The following is a 23,470-nucleotide window of genomic DNA, read 5'->3' on the forward strand; positions in this document are numbered from 1 at the left end:
CCTATTGAGAGGTTAAAGGGGATTTTTGAATACTAAACAATCAAGATATTATAATTTTTTTAGAGGTTAAGGTATGTTTATAAAAAACATAACTCTCGGGATCTTTGGAAACATCTTATTTCCACTATCTTATCTCTTGACTAATAACTCGCAGTTGCTAATATATGGTCTCTTGGTAAGCTTTTCACTAATATTATTTTACTTTGTAAATGTATATGTGATAGGCAAGAGAAGGACATTTTTTACGATAACATCCTCTTGGGTCATGATACTTTCTTTGGCGCTACCAGTTAGTTTTTTATTAAATGGTGATACAAAAACTATTCTTCAATACATTGGAATATCGTCACTCTCACTAGGATGGTTTATGACATTATACGAAACAATAGCAAGTCAGACATTTAAAGGACATTAATTAACTGATTTTATTGCTTCAATTATTTGCTGTGGTTCTACCGTTAATGTGAAAGTTTCCACCATTTCACCTATGGTTCTAGGAAGAGACATATTAATGTTGAATTTGATAGACTTCTTATCTCCCTTCATTAGTTCTATTAACTTAATGATATCCTTATCGTTCAACTTATATTTTATATCTCTTAAGTTCGTAGGCAATTGGTAATCCTCAAGAATTTTCAATATACTCACATAGTCTTCATCAGACAAAATACCAATATTTCTTGATATAAGAGATTCAACACTCATACCAACGCTTACAGCAAACCCATGTAGAACTTTATAGTTTGACATTGTCTCAATAGCATGTCCAATAGTATGACCAAAATTGAGGATTTTGCGAAGACCAGTTTCTTTTTCATCTTTCTCAACAACTTCCTTCTTTATCCTACAACTCCATTCTATAACTTTTACCAAAGATTCATAATTCTTTGAGATAATACTACCTTTGTTCTGACTCAAAAATTCAAACAACTCTCTGTCTCTTATTATTGAATGCTTAATTATCTCAACCAAACCATTTCTGAACTGAACTTCTGGTAGAGTATCAAGAAAAGATACATCTATTATAACTGCCTTAGGCTGATGGAATGCACCTATCGTATTTTTGCCGTAAGGTGTATCTATACCTACCTTACCACCTATTGAACTATCCACCATACTCAAAAGTGTAGTCGGAACTAGGATGAAATTTATACCTCTTAGATAAGTTGCAGCCACGAAACCTGAAATATCACCTACAACCCCTCCACCAAAACCTATTATCAAACCTTTGCGGTCTATGTTTAACTTAAACATCTCATTCTCAATATATTCTTTTGTTTTTCTATCCTTAAACTTCTCTCCACTTGGTATAACTATAGTGCTAACAGGTATATTCCATTCTTGTATATTCTTAATAACATAATTTAAATGAAGGCTTGAGATAATACTATCTGTTATTATGACTATATGTGAAGGAGTAAGCCTATTAACCTCCTCCTTGAGATTATCAAAGATTTTATTACCTATGTATATAGGGTATGATAAGTCTTCGTTTCTAAAAATATTTATAGAAAGTCTTATCATCTTACTTTTTTTCTTTCTTTTCTAGGTAGAGACCTCTTTCAAGGGCAACTTTACCAGTCCTAGCCATCTCAATTATACCATAAGATTTCATAAGTTCAATAAATCCTTCCACTTTCTCACTTGCTCCTGTGATCTCAACAACGAGTGAGTTATGAGCAACATCAACAACCTTCGCTTTGAAAACATCAACAATCTCTATAACCTCACCCCTTCTTTCTTTTGGTATAGCAATTCTAAGAAGTGCTAGTTCTCTTTCAACCCTAGGTGATTCGGTAATGTCCTTTACTTTAACAGTCTCAACCAACTTGGCAAGCTGCTTCCTAACTTGTTCCGCTGTTCTCTCATCCTCATCTACAACTATTGTCATAACTGAAACTTCTGGATCTTCCGTCTCTCCTACTGATAAACTCTTTATGTTAAAACCCCTAGCACTAAAAAGACCTGAAACTCTCGCTAGTACTCCAACACTGTTTTCAACTAACACAACTATCGTTCTTTCCATACACAACTTCAACGCCCCTAGATTAAGTATTATATTAATACACCCTTGTTTTCAATTAAACCAATCAACAAGTAGTATGTTGTCTATCAAAAAACACTTTAGATGGATTAAACAACATATTGAGTTAATTCATATATCAGAACTTATCCTTTATGAGAAATACAAAATAATAAAACTACAAACACCTAGTTGATAAAACCTTAAAATTCAAATTTCAAAATCCTGAATATGATGTTTCAATTCATATAGAATTACTCCAGAAGATGGATTACTTTTTCAAGCAGGAGGTTTGAATGAGAGGAGTTATACTATGCGCTGGGTATGGAAGTAGATTCTTTCCTATAACTAAAACTATTCCTAAAGAGATGCTACCGTTATACAACTTACCGTCAATCCATTTCGCTATTCAAGAATTTATGGATGCTGGTATCAAAGAGATTGTGATCGTAACAAGTAGGCGTAAGAAGTCTTTGGATGACTACTTTGATATTGAATTTGAACTTGAGACTTTCTTTAAAGACACTGACAAGTCAAGACTACTCAAACCTTACGATGTTAAGATCGCTTTTGTAAGGCAGAAGCAGATGAAAGGAGTTGGTGATGCTCTTCTAGAAGCAGGAAATTTCATAGGAGAGAATGAGTTTATACTACTCTACCCGGATGATATCGTAATATCAAACCCTTCTTTAAGTAAAAGGCTCGTTGAGGTTTATAGAAAAACTGGTAAGAATGTCTTATCGCTTCTTGACAAGACTGGTGAGGATGTATCTAGGTTCGGTGTTGCTAGAATTACAAAAAGAAACGGTGAAATTTTTGAAGTAGGAGGTATAGTAGAGAAGCCAAATAAAGGCAGTGAACCGTCAAGTTATATAACGATTGGTAGATACCTTTTCACTCCAGAAGTGCTACACTTACTCAAGAAAGAGTGGCACATGTTCGGTAGAGAAGGAGAGTTTTATCACATATCCTCAATAAACAGATTGTGTGCTGATGGCAAGGTCGTAGGGATTGAGGTAAATAAAAGTGAATTCTTTGACACTGGAACTCCGAATGAGTATGTAAAATCATTCATAAGGTATGCTTTGGAATTTTCCGAAGATAGATTAGAGATAAGAAATTGGTTAAAAGAATATATAGAGAAGCTCTCGTAAGAGAGCCTCTCTTTATAGGAATTTATACAAGCGGTAGGGAATTAGTAGTTTTGGTGCGAACAATTACTTCTTTGATCTTCTTCATTTTTTTCTTCTTGATTTTCTGGGTCTCCACGGATTTTTGTAAAAATTATTGAAGCAAGTTGAGATGTTACATAATCAATGTAAGATGGGTCACGTATTTTACTCCGCAGTTCCCTGATCTCCTCCTCCGTGAGCCTTGAACGGAGGCGATTTTTAGACTGCCTCACTCTCACTCTGGACATCCTTGTCCCTCCTTTAGTTTATTTTCCAGGAACATCCTTGTTCCCTAGTTTTCTACACTAAATAGTCTCTATGGTAAGTAAATCTATTACCATCAAAAAGTAGAGCATCATACCCTACTTCTTGAGTTGATACCTTACTGGTAAAATCTTCGGAAGCCTTGAGAATTTTGTTAGTTTTTACCCTACCGAGTCTCTCCTCCGGTAGAAATGATGAAAACGAACTTCTAACCTCAACAAACCTGATGAAGTTATTATCACTACATATTATATCAATTTCACCTACTTTAGTCCGATAATTTGTAATGACAATTCTCATTCCCAGACTACACAGATATCTACACCCTCTTATCTCAACTTCCCTACCGACGTTTACCTTGCCTTCAAACTTATTCTGCAAAACATACCTGAGAAAGGTTTGAGAGAAAAGAAACCAGTTTTCAAGAGATCTACTCAACCCATACATATCAACAAGTAACCAGTCAAATACGATACCTCTTGAGTAGAATTCTAAAACTCTTACCAATTCTTCTAAAGTAATGTTATACTTCCTTGTAATACTTGACAGGGTCTTGTCTCTTCCTCTTACTACTTTTTCAAAATCCATGATTCAAGTTTGTCAAATAATATCTCTCTTAACTCAACTTCACTCCTTACATTCCTGTAAGAAATCAGGACGAGTAGTAGTAATATAAGTTCTTGTATAGTCTTATTGTCGTTGAGGTCAAGGTTTTGTAGAATATTATTTATACTTTGCATAATCTCACTCTCTGATATTTTCAAAGCATCTCTCCGCCTTAACTTCTGAATGACTTTATAGATAAATAGAAGTGTTGGAAGGTTTTGTGGTATTTCATCTAGAATGTTTGAACTTGAATTCTTTTTGCTTTCCCAGACTTTGAGTGCTTCATCTCTATCTTCTGGTAGGGTTTCGTTTGCGAAAACATGTGGGTGTCGGTAGATCAATCGTTCATTAAGACTACTTATAACATCTTGTATTGTGAATTTACCTAACTCTTTCGCTATTTGTGAGATGAAAACACTCTGAAGAAGCAAATCTCCTGTTTCTTCCTTTATCTTCTCAAAATCCTTAAGCGATATAGAATGAACTACCTCATAAGCCTCTTCTATGATATTCTCAACGATACTTTCAAGTGTCTGCTCTCTATCCCAAGAACAACCATTCGGTGACCTCAAGACCTCAACTATTTCAACCAGTTTATCAAATTTATCCATACAAATTTAATTTTCAAGGAAGTTCTATAACATTTTCACAAAGACGGATCAACCAAACAAGTTTTTTAACTCTCTTCTATCAGAACAACGGCAAACACCATCATACCATCGTCGTCAAAGAAAAAACCCTCTGTTGTCTTTGCCTTAATTGATATATTATCTTTGCTTATACCTACGATTGAGGATAAACTCTCCCTTATCTGTTCAACATAAGGTTGGAGTTTCGGTTTGTTGGCTATTATCGTTGCATCAATGTTTATTAGTTTATAACCTTTCTCCTTAACCTTCGCAAGAACTTCTCGTAGCATAAGCCTACTATCCATATTCCTAGTATGTTCTGAAGTGTCTGGATAATGGTATCCGATGTCTCTCTCTCCGATAGAACCGAGTAAAGCGTCGGTAATTGCGTGAAGTAAAACATCACCATCTGAATGTGCTAGAAATCCTTTGTGATATGGAATTTCAACTCCACCGATCAATAACTTTCTACCTTCTACTAACCTATGAATATCAAAACCCTGTCCAACTCTATACATAGCATAATTCTAAATGTGTTTGAATATAGTCTAGAAATTGTTGCTCTGTGATAACAGACTGGAGCGATTTGATAGTAGCTTGTCAATAAACATTAATCCTTCATCAACCGTTGTAGGTATGTTATCACAATCCAAGTTATACTTCTTACAGATTTTTCTAAACAGTATTGATATGAACGGTAGGCGAAGATTGGATTGATGGATAATATCTTCATCTATGAATAAGTTTTTTGGAGTGTCATCATATACTATCCTACCTTTTATCATTACGAGTATCCTGTTTGAATACTCCGATATGTATTCAACATCGTGTGTTGTAATAATGACTGTTATTCCTTTACTGTTTAGTTCCTTCAGCATATTCATAATATCAATCTGCGTAGCAGGGTCAAGATAAGAAGTTGGTTCATCAAATACTATTACCGATGGTTCATTAGCGAGCACACCAGCAATAGCAACTCTTTGCTTCTGTCCGAAACTCAACTCATCAATTCTATGTTTTCTTAACTCAAGTATTCCAACGGCCTTGAGTGAATTAACAACTCTTCTTTCTATCTCTTCTTCTGGAAGTCCTAGATTTATAGGTCCAAATGAGACATCCTGTTCAACCGTGAGCCCAAATATCTGGTCGTCAGGATTTTGAAATAGAAACCCTATCTTTGAAAATATCTCAACATCCCTGTATTCCCAAACCCTCTTATCATACCAAAAAACATCCCCTCTTTGAGGTTTCAGAAGTCCGTTTAGGTGTTTGAGTAGTGTTGTTTTACCACAACCATTATGACCAAGAATTATTACAAACTCTCCTTCTTTTATCTGTAAGTTTATACCTTTCAAAACCCAATCATCATCACTAGAGATTTTCGGAGAATATGAAAAATATACGTCTTTCAAAGAAAACTGAACCACAACCCCCTCTCCTTACAAGAAAACTTTCAACGCGAAACCAGTGGCAAGCATAATAACTACATATCCTGCTACAAGTGCTAATTCTTTGATATTCAGTTCTCTAGATGATTCGTAGAACAGTTTTCCATTATAACCTCTTGAGACCATCGCTTCATAAACCCTGGAAGCCCTATTTAATGATCTTACTAGCACAAGTCCCCACAACTCCCCGATTGACCTTAAAGAGTTTTTGAGACTACAATATCCAAGCCTTACCTTCTGAGCAAGAAATATCCTCATCGCTTCATCTCTCAAAATGAAAGTATATCTATACATCATTATAACAACATCAATCATAACAGAAGGAATACCTATCCGTTTAAAAGCACTCAAAAACTCATCTTCTTTTGAGGTTTTTGAAGCTAAAACAAGAAACCATACACCAGATACGATGGTAAGGAAAATTCTAATTCCTCTTAACAATCCCTCCTCGTAAAACACTAAACCCAAAAACTCTATTCTATCCCCACCTTTAAACCACAAAGCCTGCATCACAACCAAGAATACACCAAACACCGCCGGAACTCTCAAAGAGTGAATTACATCCTTTATCCTAATTTTGGCAACTAGAGTAGCAACCAAAGCGTTTAGTATAAGAAACAAACAGAAGTAAATATTAGCAAAACCAATGTTTGCAAATAGAACAAAAAAAACTATTACTAACTTGAGTCTTGCGTCAATTCTTCTTAATATGTTTGTCTTCAAGTCTACCGATACGGTGTGAGATAATTCGCACATATCCTAGTCCTATGGATAGCGATTATCCATTACTAGATATAATTATAGTCCTTCAAACTTCAAGATTCAATTTTATGGAAAATTTTTGCAACATTAGTCAAGATTTGTGGTTATAGTTAGAACTAACATAACAAGGGAGACTACATATCTCCCTTTTAGAGTATAATGAACTTTGTATTACCAACTGAACTCAAATATCACATAAGTGTTTATCTTTTCTTCCGGTATAGGATAACCTTCCACGTATTCGTTACCGATCAAATTTCTTTTCCACTCAACACCAAGCTCAACCCATTCTTTTGGTCTAGCCCAGTGTTTTATTGAAAGTGTGAGTATGTCATCAAATGTTCTGTTTCCTATAATATTGAATGCTGAATCATATACATAACCGAATCTGTTCCAGAAGTAATTCAAGTATGCTCCTAATCCAAAATAACCTCTCTCATAGACTATGTCAATATATAGAGAGTTGAGAGGTCTATGGCTTAAAAATACCAATCTTGACCATCCTATAAATTCGCTTGCATTACCATTAATAGACTCATTGTAAGTGTATGAAATTGTTGAAGTCAGAGTATCTCTAAACGACAACTTAAACTGTGAGTTTATGCCTCTTGTAAACACTTTGCCAATATTTTCTGTTGTGAATGTTGCGTTATTGAAAGCAATCAGGTTTGTAGTATCAGAGTAGTACGGTGTCAGAGATAGGTAGATACCAAAATCTCCAATCTTATAGTCAAATATTATACTTGCGTCTATACCATTCACATACTCGGTTTTGAGGTTCGTCAAAACATTAGGTCCATATCCATACGCAACAGGACCATATACATCATCAAAGTATGGCAATCTGTAAGCTCTCCAAACACTAGTCCTAATTCCTAAAAATTCAGTAGGTTTCACCAGAACCCCAATTCTTGGAGACAATTCAAAGATATTAGCATCTATCAAATCAAACCTACTGGATGCTGTTAATTGGAGTAATGACGACAAGAGATAGTTTCCTTCTAGATAAACACCTATTATATTTCTTGATGCATTAGTTTTGCTCTCATTCGTGTTAGTAGAAGGGAATGTTGAGGAGTTTGTATTCACAACATCGTAGCCATCAGAAATATAATTCAACGCTAACCCCAGTAGAACTGCATTCATCGTATCAATATCTATTCTTTGTTTAACATCAAACTCGGCACCTACCTTACTAGCAAGGATTTTTGAGCCTATACTTCCACCAAATGGAGATAAAAGCTTTTCAACTTTTCTGTTCCTCAATTGTTCGGTATAGTATAACTTGAAACCTAACTCTGTTAAGTCCATCTTGTAGTTTGCTTTTATGTAGGGCAAAATGAATCTAATTCTTGATTCTGCTTTTTCGTAATCTAGAGGATTATTTTTTTGAACCTGATTTGGTTCGTGAGTTGTTGGTAGTGTTAGTAGAACTCCTGTGTCAAGCATAATTCCGAACACTTCACTTATATACCTAAAGAGACCTGAATACTTCGTATGTTCAGCACCTTGTCTTACATAGTTTGTAGGTTCCAAAGAAGATTGGTTTGTGTAGAGTGTTGATACATTGAAGTTGAATATATTTTCACTTCTATTATAACTTACACCTAGATAGAACTTTCCAAAATCGGTAATGAGTGATAAATCACTCATAACATAGTAAGTTTCAAAGGATGCCCCAAGTGTTCTTATAACCCTGATAAAGTTTTTCTTCTCATCGCCAAGTAGATTGAAATTTACAACCCCTCCGTAGTTTCCACCACCATACCTAGCAGATGAAGGACCATAGTATATCTCTAGAGACTCAAAGAATAATGGATCTAACACGCTAACATCGTAAGAAGAGTTCGCGGCAGTAGATATGTCAATTCCATTCACTGCTATGTTTACCTTATCTCCTCTCGGTGTGAATATATTAACTACATGTCCTATCATTCCGTAGTATGTAGGTGTAAGAGTATCTGGAATGTTCTGGAAGTAGTCCGTGAAATCAGGTGAATCACCTTTCTTTTTATACTTCCTTACATCCATCGTAGATGCGGAAGTCTCTCTCTCCCAAACACTTCCAATAACAGTAGTTTCAAACACAAGTGGGCTGAGAGTCTTCAACGAATCTTTTTGAACGACATTTGTTTGAGGAGCGTTTTGAACCTCATTGGTATTTGTTTGCTCCTCTGCGAATACATAAGCTACCATAATCGTAGCCATAAGCATCGCAATCAACAATCTGGCTAAACCTCTCATAAGCAACCTCCTATAAAGACACACTAGCAACTTGTTCTATCTCAAACACAGAACTTGATATTATACTAACTTTCCTGTTGTATAAATTTGAGTAGAAAGATTCGTTGTGAGACACAAAGATGATAATTTTACCTTCACTTAAAACTTCTTTTATACCATTTCTGACGAGTTTTTGATTATAAGTATCAAGAAAGGCATCAGGCTCATCAAGAAGCAAAATACTACTACCCTGAACAAAGGTTCTACAAATTAACGCAAGTTTCTTCTGTCCTTCACTCAAAGTGTTAAGTGGTTTTAGAAGTAAATCTTCAACTTCTAGTAAATCTATGTACTTTCTCAATCTCTTTGGGCCTAGTAGCGAGAATTGTCTTGGCAAAGCCATCTCAAGATATTCAATTACTTTAATAGGAGTGTTGTAGTGCGGTGATTGTTGTGCTAAAGCAACTAAACTCTTTCTTTTTGTAGAAGAAACGGAGAATACATCAAATCCATCAATAGTTATTTTACCTGATACAGGCTCAAGAAGTCCTGATATCGCTTTAAGTATTGTAGTCTTACCTTTTCCATTCCTACCTTCAAGAAGAATACAATCACCTGAGTGCGCTTCTAGCGAAAAATTAGAAATTACCAAGTTTCTCCTATCGTAAGATAACGACACATTCTCAACCTTCAGAAAACTCATCTTTTACCCTCTCTAGTTAAGAGGGCAAAGTTCTAGAAAAGGAACTTTACACCAGAAAGAAGTTAGGTGGCCAAATGAAAGAAGAAAACAAATAAGAAATAACTTGAGCAAACTGTATTATACCCCACCTTCACCCTATTTCTTAAGCCCGAGAAATAGGATAACCTTCTTTCTGGGTAAAGCAGGTCTTCCGGCTCGTGGATCATCCTACTAGTCACCCTTCCCATCCTTCCCAGCGATCAACCAAGAAGGACAGTGGTTAGATGTGACTTTCGTCCCCACTCACGGCTGCGGGACCAGCGAGGGACTTTCACCCTTCTTCCCTTTTAATCCTTCTTCAGGAACTTTACCCTCCGAAAATCGGAACCTATTATAAAGAAGTAGAAAATCTAAGTTTCAAGTTTTCTAAACTTTCTCTCCCTGAACTTTTAAAAATTTCGTTCTTATGATTGATAAAGCAATACTTATATACGAAATCACAGATACAACCAGTAATACCGAATCAATGATCAAAAATGTGATGTTAAAGGAGTCAAAGGCATACTTATAGAAATAGAAAACCAACGACCCAAGTGTCGTTATAACCATAAATATAGCAGGTATCATAGCGAACATACTATTTTTTCCTTTGTATAGCAAATAGGTTGATATCACGACTAATGCTAACGCAGCAACGAGTTGATTAGCAGTCCCAAACAGTTTCCAGATTGCAACATACGCACCACTCAATGCGAGATAGCCCGATATAACAACTACTATCGTAGTTGACAGATACTTGACTATCTTTCTATTAAACAAGTTTTGAACAATCTCCTCGAGAATAAACCTTGATATTCTGGTTGCTGTATCAAGTGTTGTCAGCATAAATCCGTTTATCATTAGTATTGCAAGTGATAATCCCCAACCTCCAAGAATGCTACTTGTAAGACCTCCAAACGACTCCCCAAACGCGAGAATAGTCTTACCATCTTTTACAAGGCTTATCAGTTTATCATATGATAGGAAAAATATAACCCCTATTATTACAATGACGGCAAGTAGGCTTTCGGTTAACATTCCACCGAATCCCACAAACCTAGCATCTTTCTCATTGGCTAGTTGCTTTGAAGTAGTTCCTGAAGAGATAAGTGAGTGAAATCCGGATATTGCTCCACAGGCAACTGTTATGAAAAGTATAGGCCATAAGGGCTCTAGAAGACCAGTGTTAGGGTTTTTTGCTATCTCGGATATTTCAAAGAACGGAATTTTTACTTCCAGATTGCTAAAACTGAAGGATAGTATTCCTGCTATGCCGAATAGCATACCTACGAATAGAATATATGAGTTGATGTAATCTCTTGGCTGAAGGATTAGATTAACAGGTAATACCGAAGCAATGAAAGAGTATGCTAACAGAATGAAAATCCACACTGTTGTTGATGTCTTACTATCGTATGGTAAAGCTATAGCAATGTTAAAATTGAATGAAATAAATATGCTTGCTATGACTATTGAAAGACCTATAAGTGTAGATAGTATCAATCCAATCTTCAATCTGTATATCATAAAACTTACTATCAATGCTACAAGTAGTATTGATAGTGTTGGAATAACAATTCTTGGTTCAGAAACAAATGTTACTGCAGTGTATGCAGCAAAGACTGCAACCACGATCATAAGTGCTAGAAACACGAATATTGACATAAATAGACTTGTGAATTTACCTAAAATATCCTTTGATATATCAAATATTGACCTGCCTTGGTTTCTGACAGATACTATGAGTGAAAGGAAATCATGTACAGCGCCAAAGAACACTCCACCAATTATCACCCAGATCCAGGTAGGTCCCCATCCATACATACTCGTTGCTATTATAGGTCCGAGTATAGGACCTGCACCTGCTATTGAAGCAAAATGATGTCCAAATAGAACAAATTTATTAGTAGGAACAAAATCAACACCATCTTTCCTCTCAACAGAAGGAACTGGGTTTTCAGGCTTTATGTTTAAAACTCTACTTATATACCTTGCGTAAAGGAAGTATCCAAAAGCGAAAAGTAATACAGATGTTATAAAAATTAATATCATTCATATCCTCCTAAAACTCTAGGAATTACTAAAATTTTGTTTGTGTAAAACTCACATTTTCAATGTTTGTAGAATTTTGAAAGGGGTACCATAGAGTTTTTATAATAGAAACCATCTTTCGGAGGATGAAATGGCTAGATGTGAGATCTGTGGAAAGGGAACTGTATTTGGTAATAATGTGAGTCACTCAAACAAGAAGACTCCTAGAGTTTGGAAAGCAAATGTTCAGAAAAAAAAGGTAATAATTAATGGCGTTAATAGATATGTAAATATATGCACAAAATGTCTTAAGGCAGGTAAGTTAGAAGAATATGTAAGAAGAATGAACAAACCATCCAAGAAGGTATCAGTATGAACCCTAGATATAGTAGGAAGACATCGTTGATTGAAAAAATAACAGATACTATACCACTACCAGAAACGATAGTTGTTATAATTATATTTTTAATAACATTGGGACTTTTAATACTCCCAAAAGAGATACTCTTTAAAATTTCTACCATACCTATACTCAATTTCTAATGCTTTATAACAAGCCACTTGAAAAGATAATCATCTCTTCGGTAGAGAATAAAAGTAGTGTTAGTTTGATATTCATAGGTGAGAGAGGAACATTGAAAACATTTTCATCTGAACTTGTCATATCAAATTTCCTCAAAGACTACGACTCTTATATTCCCTTTAACCATAATGACATATATGTAGTTGGATCATACTATTACAGGTTAGCATATAGGTTCTTTGAGAATAACCTTTCAAGAATAATTTCTAATCCGAAACTAAATGAGTTTTTTGTAAGGTTTGTTGGCTTTTGTATAGCAAACAGAAAACTTACAGATGACAAAGGGATTGTGTCTTCTATAATTTACAAACTGAATGAAATTAGGAGTAGCGGAAGGGAATTCAAAGAGAAGCAAGTAAAGAGTCTGCTATCAGACCTTGAGGTTGTTGTTTCAAAACTTGAGAAGATAAGAAGTATTGGTATAGATGTTTCAAGAGAAGTGATTGAATTCGTTAGCAGAACCTCTTTCAGTGGTTATAAATTCGTTATCTTTTCAGAGTTTGAAAACTTAACACTTGATGCACAGAATTCATTACTCAAAACAGTTGAAGAGCCACCCAAAGGCGTATTTTTCATACTCTTAACATCAAATTATGACAAGATCTTACCTACCATTCGTTCAAGAACATTCAAAATTTCGTTTCTAAGACTTAAAGGAAGCGATATAAAGTTTATATCTGAAAATATTGATGAGGACAAATATTACAGCATATACGACATTATGGTTGACAATATATATGACATAAAAATAGGCTTTCTAAACAAGTTTGCTAGTACGCTTTCATCAGGAGACCTAGATAGTGCTATGAAGTTTTCGGAAGAAGTATCCGATGATGAAATTTTAGTTGAAAAGTTTTTTGAAGTTGCTAGTAAAGTTCTTAAATCCATACTTGAGTTCAGAGCGAAGATATCTGGATTGGATGTTCAGCTGGATAAAGAAATTTTACACCTACTTCCAAAAGAAATACTTGATAAATTCACCATCAGCAAACTGTATAAACTCCAATCTTATCTAGACGAAGGTTATAGAAATATACATACTTTCAACATAAATCCGAGGTATGTAATAACTAACTTCTTTGTGGAGGCTTTTTCATGAGATTACTTGCTCTGGATATAGGGACAAAAAGAGTAGGTGTAGCATTCTGCGAAACCAGCATCGGTATAGTATTCGCAAGAGAAGTGATCGTAGTGAAGAATGAAAAAGATATCATAAACAATGTAAAAGAAATAGTATTGAGAGACAAGATTGATAAAGTTATCGTTGGCTTACCTCTCAATTTCAACTCAACAAAGAGTCATATACAATCGTATGTTGAGAATATCGCTGCAAAAATCAAAAAAGAGATAGGGGTCGATGTTGAATTGTTTGATGAACGCTTTACAACCAAGATAGCAACTCAAATTGGTAGCAAAAACATTGACTCCCTATCAGCAAAGATACTATTAGAAGATTACATAAACTTGACGAAAAACAAACACCTCATGGAAGATAACTTCTGAAATAGTTTCCTCAAAAGAACTAGTAGATAATCAGTACAATGAATCCCTATATCCGCTAGGTAAGTGGGCAAGATTTCTTACTTTGATTACTCACCACCTTTAGTTCTGAGTATATGGTTCGTTAAACATTATATTTTGCTTCACACTGAACTCGTAGAAAGATTGTTGAGAAGTATTGAATGACAATGAAATAAAAAGAGAAACTACATCTAATCGTAAGTTTTAGAGTATAATTAATACACTCCCGTTGAGACTCTACTAGAAGTTAATCTAGTCTTGAATAATCCATACGATGTTATTCTTCCATTGTTAAGTAAATTAGATACCACCAAACTAGAAAAAGCAAATTTAACTCTACCTCTCTAACTCCCATAAGACTTAACAGAACCTAAAAACAATTCTAACCAAAGAGTTCTGGATACGAACATAAACTATATGCTTATGAACAGATCTATAAGTGTGTTCGGGTCAAAGAATTCTTTGTAAGTCTTGATAGCGAAGTTGTCTGTCATTCCTGCTATATACCACGTTGCTAGCCTATGTCTCCATTCATCATTCCTACTGGCCTCAAAGTAATCCCAATACTCCTGATACTCTTTGGGATAGAGGTTTTTTGAACTACTGTCAGAGAAAACCTCATACAACTTCTGTATTATCATTTCACACTTCTTTCTAGTCCTCAAAATGTTCTTACTCTTGTAAATAAGTTCATCTTCTATTGCTCTTATAACTTTATTCTTCGCCCTTGTTGGTCCTTTTACCTTTAGTCTGTAACTATACCTACTACTATTATTATCAACAACCTCAAGGTAAGTATTAATAACGAATTCATTTATGAATTTTGATGTAACTGACTTCAGTTTTGCTTTTCTCTGGACCTCTGTTGGTGATTTTTCTATGTCCGATATAATTTTTCTAACTCTCTTGAAGATTCTCTCAACCTCGCTTGGGTTGATAGTATCTTTCAATCTATGAGTAATCTTCCCAAGAAGAATATCGTTCAGAAAATACGATTTTAGAAGACCACTCTTTATACCATCTTCAAAGTCATGAACAGAGTAAGCAGAAGTATCAGCCCAATTAACTATCTGACACTCAATACTTCTTTTGTCTTCAAAATTCCTATCATCACTCCATCTTTCGTCAATCCAGTCAATCATATTCTTGAAAAAAGGATATTCATAGAGAAATTTACGATGTTTGTCTCTAGTTGTTTTGTATTTAAGTAGCCCATCTAGTGTTGCTCTTGAGAGGTTTAGTCCTCTATTTTCTGACAAGTCTTTACCTACTATCTTCGTTTCAAGAAATGCCAGTATTACAATGTTATGAGCGTTTGCGTCAAAACCTTCAAACTTATGATTAAGTTCGTTTAGTTTGTCTTCACCTGTATGACCGAAAGGTGGATGCCCAATGTCGTGAGCCAGAGATATTGCTTCAATCAGATCTGTGTCAATGTTAAGTCGTATTGCTATCGCTTTTGAGATTTGAGACACCTCAATTGAGTGAGTAAGACGAGTTCTATAGAAGTCCATAAGGCCAGCACCATAGACTTGTGTTTTTGCCTGTAACCTTCTAAAAGCACTGCTATGTATTATCCTATCTCTGTCAACCTGAAACTCACTCCGCTTATCACCCTTCTTTCTAACCTCACTAGACATTCTCTCATAATCATACTCTGAATATCTCACCACCGACTTTTTAGGCATAAGTAAATAGTAAATACATGTAAGTTGCTGATTCAATTAGCTAAGAGATCTTGAAATCTTAAGATAGTTTATTAATAATTTACCATTAGGAGGTAAGAACATGATAAGGATCATTTCTGCTATAGCGATTACTATAATTTTGTTAGCCTGCAATATTAGTAATCCAAACACTAGTAGCGATCAGGAACAGAACAGTCAAAACACAAATATATTTCAGCCATTCCCACAACAACTTGGTGCAGTAATATCAAACGATGGTAAGGTTTATTTCTATCTTTTCGCCCCTAATGCTAGGACTGTAAGCATAGCAGGTAGTTTCAACTTATGGAACTCCTCTGCTAATCCTATGCAGAAAATAAACACTACCTATGGTGCTGTATGGACTACCTCGCTTCCACTTTCTAGTGTTTATGGTCATGCTTACAAGTATGTGATAAACGGAAGCACTTGGGTTGCAGATCCCTACTCAAAGTATGTAGCTAACGATGGATATGGTGGCTTTAACTCGGTGTTAAAAACAAACAGTAACATAAATTGGCATCCTTTCACACCACCTTCAATTGACAGACTTGTTATATACGAATTGCATGTTGAAAGTTTTACGGCGAATGACCCATCGGTCCCACCATCAAGAAGAGGTAAGTTTCTAGGAATACTTGACAAAACAAACTATCTTCTGTCTCTAGGAATAAATGCTATCGAGATAATGCCTATACACGTTCAGGAGTTTTATTCTGGCTATACCTGGGGATACAATCCTACCCTCTTTATGGCCGTTCACTCGGATTACGGAACACCTGATGACTTTAAGGTCATGGTTAATGAACTACATAAAGTAGGTATCGCTGTAATACTAGATGTTGTGTTTAACCATACTGGTAACGGAAATAATTATTTATGGACCATCGACAATAAATATTACTTTGACTTTGATGGAGATGGTATTCTTGAGACTTCGTCAGGAGGTGACGATGCTACACCTTGGGGTAATAAATTCGCTCTCTGGAAGCCTGTTGCTTCCAAACTCGTTTATGACACTCTTGAATACTATCTCAAAGAATTTAATGTAGATGGATTTAGGTTTGACGGAACTTATGTTATGGTAGGTGGTAATCCAACCTACAGAAACGCAAGACTACATCTTATTAATCAAATAATAAATCCTTTGAGGTCTCAATACCCAAACAAAATATGGATAGCAGAACAATTACCTAATAGTTCTGACTTTAAGGGGACTGGTATAGCACAGTGGGGGGAAGTTTTTCACGACAAGATGAAAGCGATGTTAAGAAGAGGCAACTTTGAAGGAGAACAGTATAACAACATTGATAGAGTAGGTAGAATGATCTATTACGACAAAGATAGCGGTCATTTCGCATCACCTTTAGAGGTTGTGAATTATTTTGAATCGCACGATGAGAACTCGGTATATACTGAACTCGTTACTTATAGTGATCTTAGCATCACCGATGCTACCAATGCATCAAAAGTAGGTGCAATTGTTTTATTCACATCAATGGGAATACCTATGTTAATGTCAGGACAGGAATTCGTAAGACCAAGAATAGGACAAAATACTCACAAAACAAATGGTGATATAAACTGGAGCTGGCTAATCACAAATACAAATATATTTGAGTATTACAAAGGACTTATACAACTCAGAAAACAACACCCCGCACTAAGGATTACAGACCCCAATCCTGCCAGTAAAGACTGGTTCAAATGGGGGAATCAGTGGAACACTGCAAACTTCGCTTGGGGGAGCTCAAAACATATAGTCTATGCTCTTAATTACAACGGTGGTGTACCTGATGAAACCAAAAAGTTCGTAGTGGTAGTTAATTTTGGGACAACACCTGTAACTGTTTATCCTTTCTTTGAAACTGGAAATTGGACGATAGTCGTTGATCCAACTAACAGTTATGGGACAAACACAACAAATATTAACTCTACCAACACATCTTGGGAAGTTCCACCTGTTAGTGGGTTTATATTTATGAAATAGTCCCTATAGTCCAAAATTTTCATCACAATAGAGATAATCTATCATAAATCCTAGAATTGACAAGAATGAGTTATGGTTAATGTTCTTGATTCTTCAATTCTACAGACAACCTCGTTGCATACAGACTTTCTAACAGTTGAAAAACTTTCAAGAAAATTTTGGACTCCACTACTATGTTAAGTAGAAAAACAATATTCATTTATAATTGAAATACACTTGTTTTTTATTAAATTTTTAAGATTGTGAAGGGGTTCATATGAATAGGCTGCTAGATTTGATAGACTATCCTTCAGACCTTAAAAAGGTTGATGTTCAGGATCTTCCTAAACTATGCGATGAAATAAGAGAATTTTTGATAGAAAACGTCTCTAAAACAGGGGGACACTTCGCACCTAGTTTAGGAGTAGTTGAATTATCCGTTGCGTTACACTATATCTTTGAAATGCCAAAAGATAAGATAATATGGGACGTAGGACATCAAGCGTATGTTCACAAAATACTAACAGGAAGGAAAAATAGATTTGGAGAACTTAGAAAATACAGAGGATTATATGGTTATCTTAAGCCTTCCGAAAGCGAGTATGATATAGTCCATGCAGGACATAGTAGCACTTCTCTAGCAATAGCACAAGGAATATCAGAAGGTAATAAGATAATTGGTAAAAAGGATGAGAATATTGTTGCCGTTATCGGTGATGGGGCTATGACTGCCGGTATGGCTTACGAAGCAATAAACAATATAGGTTTTTACAGAAGCAATTTAATAATCATACTTAACGACAACGGAATGAGTATTTCTCCAAATGTTGGTGCAATTACACATCTATTTAATAAACTGATGATGACAAAAGCATCCGACGCTGTAAGAAGGTATGTTTCAAGTAATGGTAGTATCACAAAGAAAGTTTTTTTGAGATTCCTCGAGTCTGTTAAATCTTTCTTCTTACCCAAGAGTGTGTTCTTTGATGAAATAGGTGTTAGATACATAGGACCTTTTGACGGACATAATGTATTGGAATTAGTTGAGTTGATAAGATATTTGAAGGATGAATCAGATAAACCTATTCTGGCACACGTAATTACTCAAAAAGGTAAAGGTTATAAGTTTGCAGAAGAGGACCCTGTAAAGTATCATTCTGTTCCTGTATTTGACCCTAAAGTTGGAGTTCCTGATGATGTCAAAAAGCAAGTTGGAACGTACTCGGAAGTTTTCTCTAATAAAGTTGTTGAGATAGGGCAGAAGAATGAAAAGGTTGTCTGCATCACACCTGCTATGAAGGAAGGTTCAGGACTTATTGAGTTTGCAGAAAAGTTCCCAGGCAGATTTTACGATGTAGCGATAGCAGAGCAACACGGTTGCACCTTCTCACTTGGACTTAGCATATCTGGAGTTATCCCCATCTATGCTATTTATTCAACCTTCTTACAAAGGGCTTATGACCAAGTAATCCATGATGTTTCAATATTCGGAAAACATGTTGTGTTTGCAATAGATAGAGCAGGAATAGTAGGAAATGACGGAGAGACACATCAAGGTATATTTGATATATCATTCCTAAAACAACTACCAAATTTTGTTATAATGGCACCTTCAACAGGAAAAGATCTTGAAAGGATGTTAGATTTCTCACTAACGCTTAACCAGCCAGTAGCAATAAGGTATCCTAAAGATAAGTGTAATCCTGACTCTTTGTTAAATGGAAATCAAGAATTAGTATTTGGTAAAAGTAGATTGATTTATGATTCTGATGATGTTTTTATAGTATCGGTAGGGCACATGCTGAAATATGCGGTTGAAGCAAGAGAGATACTGAAAGATAAAAATATAGATGTTGGAATAGTGGATTTAGTCTTTATAAAACCTCTTGATATGGATATGATAAATAGGTTATCAACGGCAAAGGTTGTTGTTACGATTGAAGATGGAGTTAAGATTGGTGGTATAGGTGAGACAATAGGTGTTGAACTATACAAGAATGGCTTCAGAGGGAAGTTTGATAATATTGGTCTTCCTGACTCTTTTCCTGGACTTGGCACGAGGGATGAGATATTCAGAGATTATGGAATGAATAGTGAAGGTATATCCAAAACGATAATGAAACTACTTAAAGAAGATTATACCTCATCTCTCAAGTGAAGATTTGATATCTTGAATATTAGGTAGATCTTTAAGGCTCTCAATACCAAAGTAATCTAGAAACTTTTCTGTCGTCGCATAACTTATTCTGTCTGATATGTTATCATTCTTAACAGGCTTTATAAATCCTCTTTCAAGAAGTAGTGATATAGCTTTACTTGATGAAACACCTCTTATCTTATCAATCTCAGACCTCTCTATAGGTTGCTTATATGCTATAATTGTAAGCGTCTCAAGCAAAGCGTCTGTAAGCTCATTATCGTTGTTGCTAGGAAAAATATCTTTTAGGACACTGTAATAGGAGTCTGATGTTACCATTTCAGCATAGTCTTCAGTTGATATTATTCTTACACCAGAATCATACTGCTTATATCTCTGGTTCAGTCTATCTATTGATACATCTACATCTCCTATCCCAAACTGAGTTTTAATAATCTCGTCAAGGAAGGACTTTTTCACTTTCTTACCCGATAGGAATAATATTGATTCAATAAGCCCTTCTGGCGTCATAAAAAGATTTAGGGGCACTTAAGCCCCAATACAATAAAAAACTACTCTTAACGTTTTATTTTGAATGCTCTTGAATATACTTTACAGCATCACCAACTGTTCTTATCTTCTGCGCATCCTCGTCAGATATGGTTATTCCGAATTCCTCCTCAAGAGACATAATCAGTTCAACAATATCAATGGAATCTGCACCGAGATCTTCAATGAAAGAAGCCTCTGGTGTTACCTTTTGAGCATCTACACCTAGCTGGTCAACTATAAGATCCTTGACCTTATCAAAGATATCTGCCATACAATCCTCCTTGTAGTTGTGTTATTATAAATATTATTTAATTTATCAGTCAATTAAGTTTTTCTTTAAAACTTCTAAATGCGTTCATTTCAATTATACAGAAACCATATAGTGATGCTAGTAATGAATTCAAATTCAGTTGTTTGTGTTTATATTGAGAACTTCGTCTTTTTTCCTTCTATCGGTTAACTTTTTTGTCCTCTTCTTATCTTGGTTCGAAATATCACTGATTTCTATCTTTATATTAACTTCATCATTTTCAACCTTATCACAGAATGCAATTACTTTCTTATTTTCTTTAGCAATCAATGATATATCAATACCTTTCTCGATTATCTTTTGTGCTACTTTATCTTCAATATACTTTCGTATTGTTTTTCTGAGAGGTCTTGCCCCCATCTTAGGATCAAAACCCTTCTCAGCAAGAAACTCCTTAACTTCATCCGTGATTGATATAGATATATTGTTGATCTGTAAGTCTGTATTTATCTCATTGATCATTTTACTAACGATATCCTTGACGATCTCTTTAGATAGAGGTCTAAATACTACTATCTCATCCAACCTGTTTAAGAACTCCGGACTGAAGTATTTTTTGACATCGTCCATAAGCTTACTCTTCATGTTTTCATACTCCATCGCCTTTTCTTGAGAGAGTTTTGCGAACCCTAGGTATCCTTTGTTCGTAATATCTCTAACACCAAGGTTTGATGTCATTATGATAACTGTGTTTGAGAAATTAACAACATTATTAAGACTATCAGTTAGTCTTCCATCATCCATAACTTGAAGTAGGATGTTGAATACATCAGGATGTGCTTTCTCTATCTCATCAAAAAGTATAACTGCATATGGTTTTCTCCTTACTGCCTCTGTCAGTTGCCCCCCTTCTTGGTATCCAACATAACCTGGTGGTGCCCCAACTAACCTTGATACAGTGAATTTCTCCATAAACTCACTCATATCAAGTCTTATAAGATTATCTTCACTTCCGAACAAAAACTCTGCTAGGGACTTGGCAAGTTCTGTTTTTCCAACTCCAGTAGGACCAAGGAATAAGAATGAACCGATTGGTTTATTACGGGGTTTAAGCCCTATCCTCGCTCGTCTTATGGCTTTTGATACAATCTCAAGTGCTTCATCTTGACCTATAACCCTTCTTTTGAGTTCTGTTTCTATGTTGGCGAGTTTGTTTATCTCCATACCACCGAGTTTCTTAACAGGTATTCCTGTCATAGCAGATAGCGTTTCCCTTATGTCATCAACTGTAACAGGAATTATCAATGATGAAGTTCTCTCAACCCATTCTTGTTTCTTAACTTCATACTCATTTCTTATTTGGTTGAGCCTATCTCTGTAAAACGCTGCTTCTTCATAACTTTGGTTTTGAACTGCCTGTTTTTTCTTGACTTCAATCTCTTCCATACTTGCTTCCATATCTATAAGTTCCTTTGGCTTTGAGAACGTTCTCATCCTCACTTTTGCTCCTGCTTCGTCAATAAGGTCAATTGCCTTATCAGGTAGATATCTACCTTGTATATACTGTTTTGAAAGATAAACCGACTGTATAATAGCATCGTCATCATATACTACTTTGTGAAAGTCTTCATACTTCTTTTTTATACCCCTAAGTATCTCAAGAGTTACCTCAACCGAAGGCTCTTCAACAAGAATCATCTGAAATCTTCTTTCAAGAGCTTTGTCTCTCTCTATATATTTCCTATAATCATCAAGTGTTGTTGCCCCAATGAATTGTATATCTCCTCTTGATAACTCTGGTTTGAGTATATTAGCAGCGTCAATAGCACCTTCTGCAGCACCAGCACCTATAACAGTATGAATCTCATCTATAAACACTATCACATCACCAGCAGACTTTATCTCATTTATGATATTCTTAAGTCTATCTTCAAACTCTCCTCTGTATTTAGTTCCAGCTACTATTGCAGGTATGTTTAGTTGAATAACTCTTTTATCTATTAGATACTCAGGAACTTGTCCCTTTACTATTCTTTGAGCCAAACCTTCAACTATTGAGGTTTTTCCAACACCAGGTAATCCAGCCAAAACAGGGTTATTTTTCTTCCTCCTTACGAGAACCTGTATAGTCCTTTCTATCTCCTTATCTCTTCCTATCACAGGATCAAGCTTCCCTTCCAATGCAAGTTTGCATAGATCCGTTCCGAATTCATCAAGTAGGGGAGTCCTAACTTTTTTCTTGACTTTCTCGCGCTGTTCTACTTGCTTTGCCCCAAATGGAACAACATTTGATATCCTCGCAACAGTTCTTCTAAGAGCATCAACTGTTATACCATTATTTTCAAGAACTATGTATGCTATACCACTATATCCACTCATGATTGCTATGAGTATATGTTCAGGACCTATGTAATTATGTCCTAGTTTCTTAGCCTCTTCCGATGCAACATCAAGAACTTTTTTAACATTCTGACTGAAAGGTAGTGACCCCATGTTTATGGGTCCCATAGGATTTCTTATAGCATTTTCTATATCTAACTTAAGTTTTTCAGTATCAACTCCCAGATCTCTTAATGCCGTTATTGCTCTATTGTCATTATCTGCAATTATTCCTATAAGTATATGTTCTACTTCTATTTTATCATTCCTCAATCTCTTCGCTGCCTCTTGAGACAGAATATTCAATATCTTCTTACTTCCTGGTGTAAGACCTTCAGGAAACATAAACATATACCTCTCACCGTTAAAATTTAAGGAAACACTTATCTAAAATCAACTTTTTAGAGTACGTTTATAAGTTTCGTAAATCTAGTATTATTAACTACAGAAATTTATTGAAGAAATTTGAAACATAGATTTAAAATCAGATAAAT

23 protein-coding genes and 1 riboswitch are annotated in these 23,470 nt (G+C 35.3%); of the genes, 8 read left to right on the top strand and 15 right to left on the bottom strand.

The window, feature by feature from the left end; translation table 11 throughout:
* Positions 1 to 73 precede the first annotated feature (73 nt).
* Positions 74 to 415 carry a hypothetical protein gene (locus NZ579_00250; protein ID MCS7298381.1) on the top strand — a complete coding sequence of 114 codons (342 nt, stop codon included), beginning with the start codon at positions 74 to 76 and terminating at the stop codon, positions 413 to 415.
* On the opposite strand, the gene aroB is transcribed toward NZ579_00250, so the two are convergent.
* Positions 412 to 1,524: a 3-dehydroquinate synthase gene (aroB, locus tag NZ579_00255; protein ID MCS7298382.1), complete on the bottom strand. Its 1,113-nt coding sequence runs from the start codon at positions 1,522 to 1,524 to the stop codon at positions 412 to 414. The genes NZ579_00250 and aroB overlap by 4 nt on opposite strands.
* A 1-nt stretch (position 1,525) precedes the next feature.
* Positions 1,526 to 2,026 (bottom strand): acetolactate synthase small subunit, encoded by a 501-nt coding sequence (gene ilvN / locus NZ579_00260; protein MCS7298383.1) that lies wholly within the window; start codon positions 2,024 to 2,026, stop codon positions 1,526 to 1,528.
* A 293-nt stretch (positions 2,027 to 2,319) separates the two neighbouring features.
* On the opposite strand from ilvN, the gene NZ579_00265 reads away from it, so the two are divergent.
* Positions 2,320 to 3,177, top strand: a complete 858-nt coding sequence (locus NZ579_00265) for a sugar phosphate nucleotidyltransferase (GenBank protein MCS7298384.1) — start codon at positions 2,320 to 2,322, stop codon at positions 3,175 to 3,177.
* 41 nt (positions 3,178 to 3,218) lie between these two features.
* Here the strand turns inward: NZ579_00265 and NZ579_00270 are convergent, their stop codons facing one another.
* From NZ579_00270 to NZ579_00310, 9 genes are all read right to left on the bottom strand, one after another.
* Positions 3,219 to 3,443, bottom strand: a complete 225-nt coding sequence (locus NZ579_00270; GenBank protein MCS7298385.1) for a hypothetical protein — start codon at positions 3,441 to 3,443, stop codon at positions 3,219 to 3,221.
* 52 nt (positions 3,444 to 3,495) lie between these two features.
* Positions 3,496 to 4,047, bottom strand: a complete 552-nt coding sequence (locus tag NZ579_00275; protein MCS7298386.1) for a YraN family protein — start codon at positions 4,045 to 4,047, stop codon at positions 3,496 to 3,498.
* Complete coding sequence (locus tag NZ579_00280) at positions 4,029 to 4,676, bottom strand: hypothetical protein (GenBank protein ID MCS7298387.1); 648 nt, start codon at positions 4,674 to 4,676, stop codon at positions 4,029 to 4,031. The genes NZ579_00275 and NZ579_00280 overlap by 19 nt, the downstream gene beginning before the upstream one ends.
* 65 nt (positions 4,677 to 4,741) lie before the next feature.
* A complete protein-coding gene (ispF, locus tag NZ579_00285) occupies positions 4,742 to 5,212 on the bottom strand; it encodes a 2-C-methyl-D-erythritol 2,4-cyclodiphosphate synthase (GenBank protein ID MCS7298388.1) in 471 nt (156 codons plus the stop codon).
* A gap of 30 nt (positions 5,213 to 5,242) precedes the next feature.
* Complete coding sequence (locus NZ579_00290; protein ID MCS7298389.1) at positions 5,243 to 6,121, bottom strand: energy-coupling factor ABC transporter ATP-binding protein; 879 nt, start codon at positions 6,119 to 6,121, stop codon at positions 5,243 to 5,245.
* Between the two features lie 12 nt (positions 6,122 to 6,133).
* Positions 6,134 to 6,898: a cobalt ECF transporter T component CbiQ gene (cbiQ, locus tag NZ579_00295; GenBank protein MCS7298390.1), complete on the bottom strand. Its 765-nt coding sequence runs from the start codon at positions 6,896 to 6,898 to the stop codon at positions 6,134 to 6,136.
* 177 nt (positions 6,899 to 7,075) lie between these two features.
* A complete protein-coding gene (locus NZ579_00300) occupies positions 7,076 to 9,148 on the bottom strand; it encodes a TonB-dependent receptor (protein ID MCS7298391.1) in 2,073 nt (690 codons plus the stop codon).
* A gap of 10 nt (positions 9,149 to 9,158) precedes the next feature.
* Positions 9,159 to 9,830, bottom strand: coding sequence for an ABC transporter ATP-binding protein (locus NZ579_00305; protein ID MCS7298392.1), 672 nt, complete (start codon positions 9,828 to 9,830; stop codon positions 9,159 to 9,161).
* Positions 9,831 to 9,992: 162 nt separating this feature from the next.
* Positions 9,993 to 10,194: riboswitch (cobalamin riboswitch) on the bottom strand.
* 41 nt (positions 10,195 to 10,235) lie between these two features.
* Positions 10,236 to 11,900 carry a carbon starvation protein A gene (locus NZ579_00310; GenBank protein MCS7298393.1) on the bottom strand — a complete coding sequence of 555 codons (1,665 nt, stop codon included), beginning with the start codon at positions 11,898 to 11,900 and terminating at the stop codon, positions 10,236 to 10,238.
* A 130-nt stretch (positions 11,901 to 12,030) separates the two neighbouring features.
* Here NZ579_00310 and rpmB point away from each other — a divergent pair, with 130 nt between their 5' ends.
* Genes rpmB through ruvX form a run of 4 tightly spaced genes read left to right on the top strand, consistent with a single transcriptional unit; the run spans position 12,031 to position 13,965 of the window.
* On the top strand, positions 12,031 to 12,255 hold the full coding sequence (gene rpmB / locus NZ579_00315) for a 50S ribosomal protein L28 (GenBank protein MCS7298394.1): 225 nt from the start codon (positions 12,031 to 12,033) through the stop codon (positions 12,253 to 12,255).
* A complete protein-coding gene (locus NZ579_00320) occupies positions 12,252 to 12,422 on the top strand; it encodes a hypothetical protein (GenBank protein ID MCS7298395.1) in 171 nt (56 codons plus the stop codon). The genes rpmB and NZ579_00320 overlap by 4 nt, the downstream gene beginning before the upstream one ends.
* Positions 12,422 to 13,561, top strand: a complete 1,140-nt coding sequence (locus NZ579_00325) for a hypothetical protein (protein MCS7298396.1) — start codon at positions 12,422 to 12,424, stop codon at positions 13,559 to 13,561. Before NZ579_00320 ends, NZ579_00325 begins: the two co-directional genes overlap by 1 nt.
* Positions 13,558 to 13,965, top strand: coding sequence for a Holliday junction resolvase RuvX (gene ruvX / locus NZ579_00330; protein MCS7298397.1), 408 nt, complete (start codon positions 13,558 to 13,560; stop codon positions 13,963 to 13,965). The genes NZ579_00325 and ruvX overlap by 4 nt, the downstream gene beginning before the upstream one ends.
* Positions 13,966 to 14,396: 431 nt before the next feature.
* Here ruvX and dgt read toward each other — a convergent pair whose 3' ends face one another.
* Positions 14,397 to 15,671: a dNTP triphosphohydrolase gene (gene dgt / locus NZ579_00335; protein ID MCS7298398.1), complete on the bottom strand. Its 1,275-nt coding sequence runs from the start codon at positions 15,669 to 15,671 to the stop codon at positions 14,397 to 14,399.
* Between the two features lie 100 nt (positions 15,672 to 15,771).
* On the opposite strand from dgt, the gene NZ579_00340 reads away from it, so the two are divergent.
* Both NZ579_00340 and dxs read left to right on the top strand, forming a co-directional pair.
* Positions 15,772 to 17,679 carry an alpha-amylase family glycosyl hydrolase gene (locus NZ579_00340; GenBank protein ID MCS7298399.1) on the top strand — a complete coding sequence of 636 codons (1,908 nt, stop codon included), beginning with the start codon at positions 15,772 to 15,774 and terminating at the stop codon, positions 17,677 to 17,679.
* Between the two features lie 256 nt (positions 17,680 to 17,935).
* Positions 17,936 to 19,816 carry a 1-deoxy-D-xylulose-5-phosphate synthase gene (dxs, locus tag NZ579_00345; protein ID MCS7298400.1) on the top strand — a complete coding sequence of 627 codons (1,881 nt, stop codon included), beginning with the start codon at positions 17,936 to 17,938 and terminating at the stop codon, positions 19,814 to 19,816.
* Here dxs and scpB read toward each other — a convergent pair.
* The 3 genes from scpB to NZ579_00360 form a co-directional block, all read right to left on the bottom strand.
* The gene (gene scpB, locus NZ579_00350) at positions 19,802 to 20,326 is read right to left on the bottom strand and encodes an SMC-Scp complex subunit ScpB (GenBank protein ID MCS7298401.1); all 525 of its coding nucleotides are present in this window, start codon (positions 20,324 to 20,326) and stop codon (positions 19,802 to 19,804) included. The two genes, dxs and scpB, sit on opposite strands and share 15 nt — an antisense overlap.
* Before the next feature lie 55 nt (positions 20,327 to 20,381).
* Complete coding sequence (locus NZ579_00355; protein MCS7298402.1) at positions 20,382 to 20,618, bottom strand: acyl carrier protein; 237 nt, start codon at positions 20,616 to 20,618, stop codon at positions 20,382 to 20,384.
* 135 nt (positions 20,619 to 20,753) lie between these two features.
* Positions 20,754 to 23,321, bottom strand: a complete 2,568-nt coding sequence (locus NZ579_00360; GenBank protein MCS7298403.1) for an ATP-dependent Clp protease ATP-binding subunit — start codon at positions 23,319 to 23,321, stop codon at positions 20,754 to 20,756.
* Positions 23,322 to 23,470 lie beyond the last annotated feature (149 nt).

This window comes from Spirochaetota bacterium, from assembly GCA_025061835.1.
GTDB lineage: Bacteria > Spirochaetota > Brevinematia > DTOW01 > DTOW01 > SKYB106.

What these genes read in the sequence shown, in the direction of transcription:
- ilvN (MCS7298383.1), bottom strand. Translation starts at nt 2,026, where the DNA reads ATGGAAAGAACGATAGTTGTGTTAGTTGAAAACAGTGTTGGAGTACTA.
- NZ579_00265 (MCS7298384.1), top strand. Translation starts at nt 2,320, where the DNA reads ATGAGAGGAGTTATACTATGCGCTGGGTATGGAAGTAGATTCTTTCCT.
- NZ579_00360 (MCS7298403.1), bottom strand. Translation starts at nt 23,321, where the DNA reads ATGTTTCCTGAAGGTCTTACACCAGGAAGTAAGAAGATATTGAATATT.
- dgt (MCS7298398.1), bottom strand. Translation starts at nt 15,671, where the DNA reads ATGCCTAAAAAGTCGGTGGTGAGATATTCAGAGTATGATTATGAGAGA.
- ruvX (MCS7298397.1), top strand. Translation starts at nt 13,558, where the DNA reads ATGAGATTACTTGCTCTGGATATAGGGACAAAAAGAGTAGGTGTAGCA.
- NZ579_00355 (MCS7298402.1), bottom strand. Translation starts at nt 20,618, where the DNA reads ATGGCAGATATCTTTGATAAGGTCAAGGATCTTATAGTTGACCAGCTA.
- NZ579_00310 (MCS7298393.1), bottom strand. Translation starts at nt 11,900, where the DNA reads ATGATATTAATTTTTATAACATCTGTATTACTTTTCGCTTTTGGATAC.
- NZ579_00340 (MCS7298399.1), top strand. Translation starts at nt 15,772, where the DNA reads ATGATAAGGATCATTTCTGCTATAGCGATTACTATAATTTTGTTAGCC.
- NZ579_00250 (MCS7298381.1), top strand. Translation starts at nt 74, where the DNA reads ATGTTTATAAAAAACATAACTCTCGGGATCTTTGGAAACATCTTATTT.
- NZ579_00325 (MCS7298396.1), top strand. Translation starts at nt 12,422, where the DNA reads ATGCTTTATAACAAGCCACTTGAAAAGATAATCATCTCTTCGGTAGAG.
- cbiQ (MCS7298390.1), bottom strand. Translation starts at nt 6,898, where the DNA reads ATGTGCGAATTATCTCACACCGTATCGGTAGACTTGAAGACAAACATA.
- aroB (MCS7298382.1), bottom strand. Translation starts at nt 1,524, where the DNA reads ATGATAAGACTTTCTATAAATATTTTTAGAAACGAAGACTTATCATAC.
- rpmB (MCS7298394.1), top strand. Translation starts at nt 12,031, where the DNA reads ATGGCTAGATGTGAGATCTGTGGAAAGGGAACTGTATTTGGTAATAAT.
- NZ579_00270 (MCS7298385.1), bottom strand. Translation starts at nt 3,443, where the DNA reads ATGTCCAGAGTGAGAGTGAGGCAGTCTAAAAATCGCCTCCGTTCAAGG.
- NZ579_00300 (MCS7298391.1), bottom strand. Translation starts at nt 9,148, where the DNA reads ATGAGAGGTTTAGCCAGATTGTTGATTGCGATGCTTATGGCTACGATT.
- NZ579_00275 (MCS7298386.1), bottom strand. Translation starts at nt 4,047, where the DNA reads ATGGATTTTGAAAAAGTAGTAAGAGGAAGAGACAAGACCCTGTCAAGT.
- scpB (MCS7298401.1), bottom strand. Translation starts at nt 20,326, where the DNA reads ATGACGCCAGAAGGGCTTATTGAATCAATATTATTCCTATCGGGTAAG.
- NZ579_00320 (MCS7298395.1), top strand. Translation starts at nt 12,252, where the DNA reads ATGAACCCTAGATATAGTAGGAAGACATCGTTGATTGAAAAAATAACA.
- dxs (MCS7298400.1), top strand. Translation starts at nt 17,936, where the DNA reads ATGAATAGGCTGCTAGATTTGATAGACTATCCTTCAGACCTTAAAAAG.
- ispF (MCS7298388.1), bottom strand. Translation starts at nt 5,212, where the DNA reads ATGTATAGAGTTGGACAGGGTTTTGATATTCATAGGTTAGTAGAAGGT.
- NZ579_00305 (MCS7298392.1), bottom strand. Translation starts at nt 9,830, where the DNA reads ATGAGTTTTCTGAAGGTTGAGAATGTGTCGTTATCTTACGATAGGAGA.
- NZ579_00280 (MCS7298387.1), bottom strand. Translation starts at nt 4,676, where the DNA reads ATGGATAAATTTGATAAACTGGTTGAAATAGTTGAGGTCTTGAGGTCA.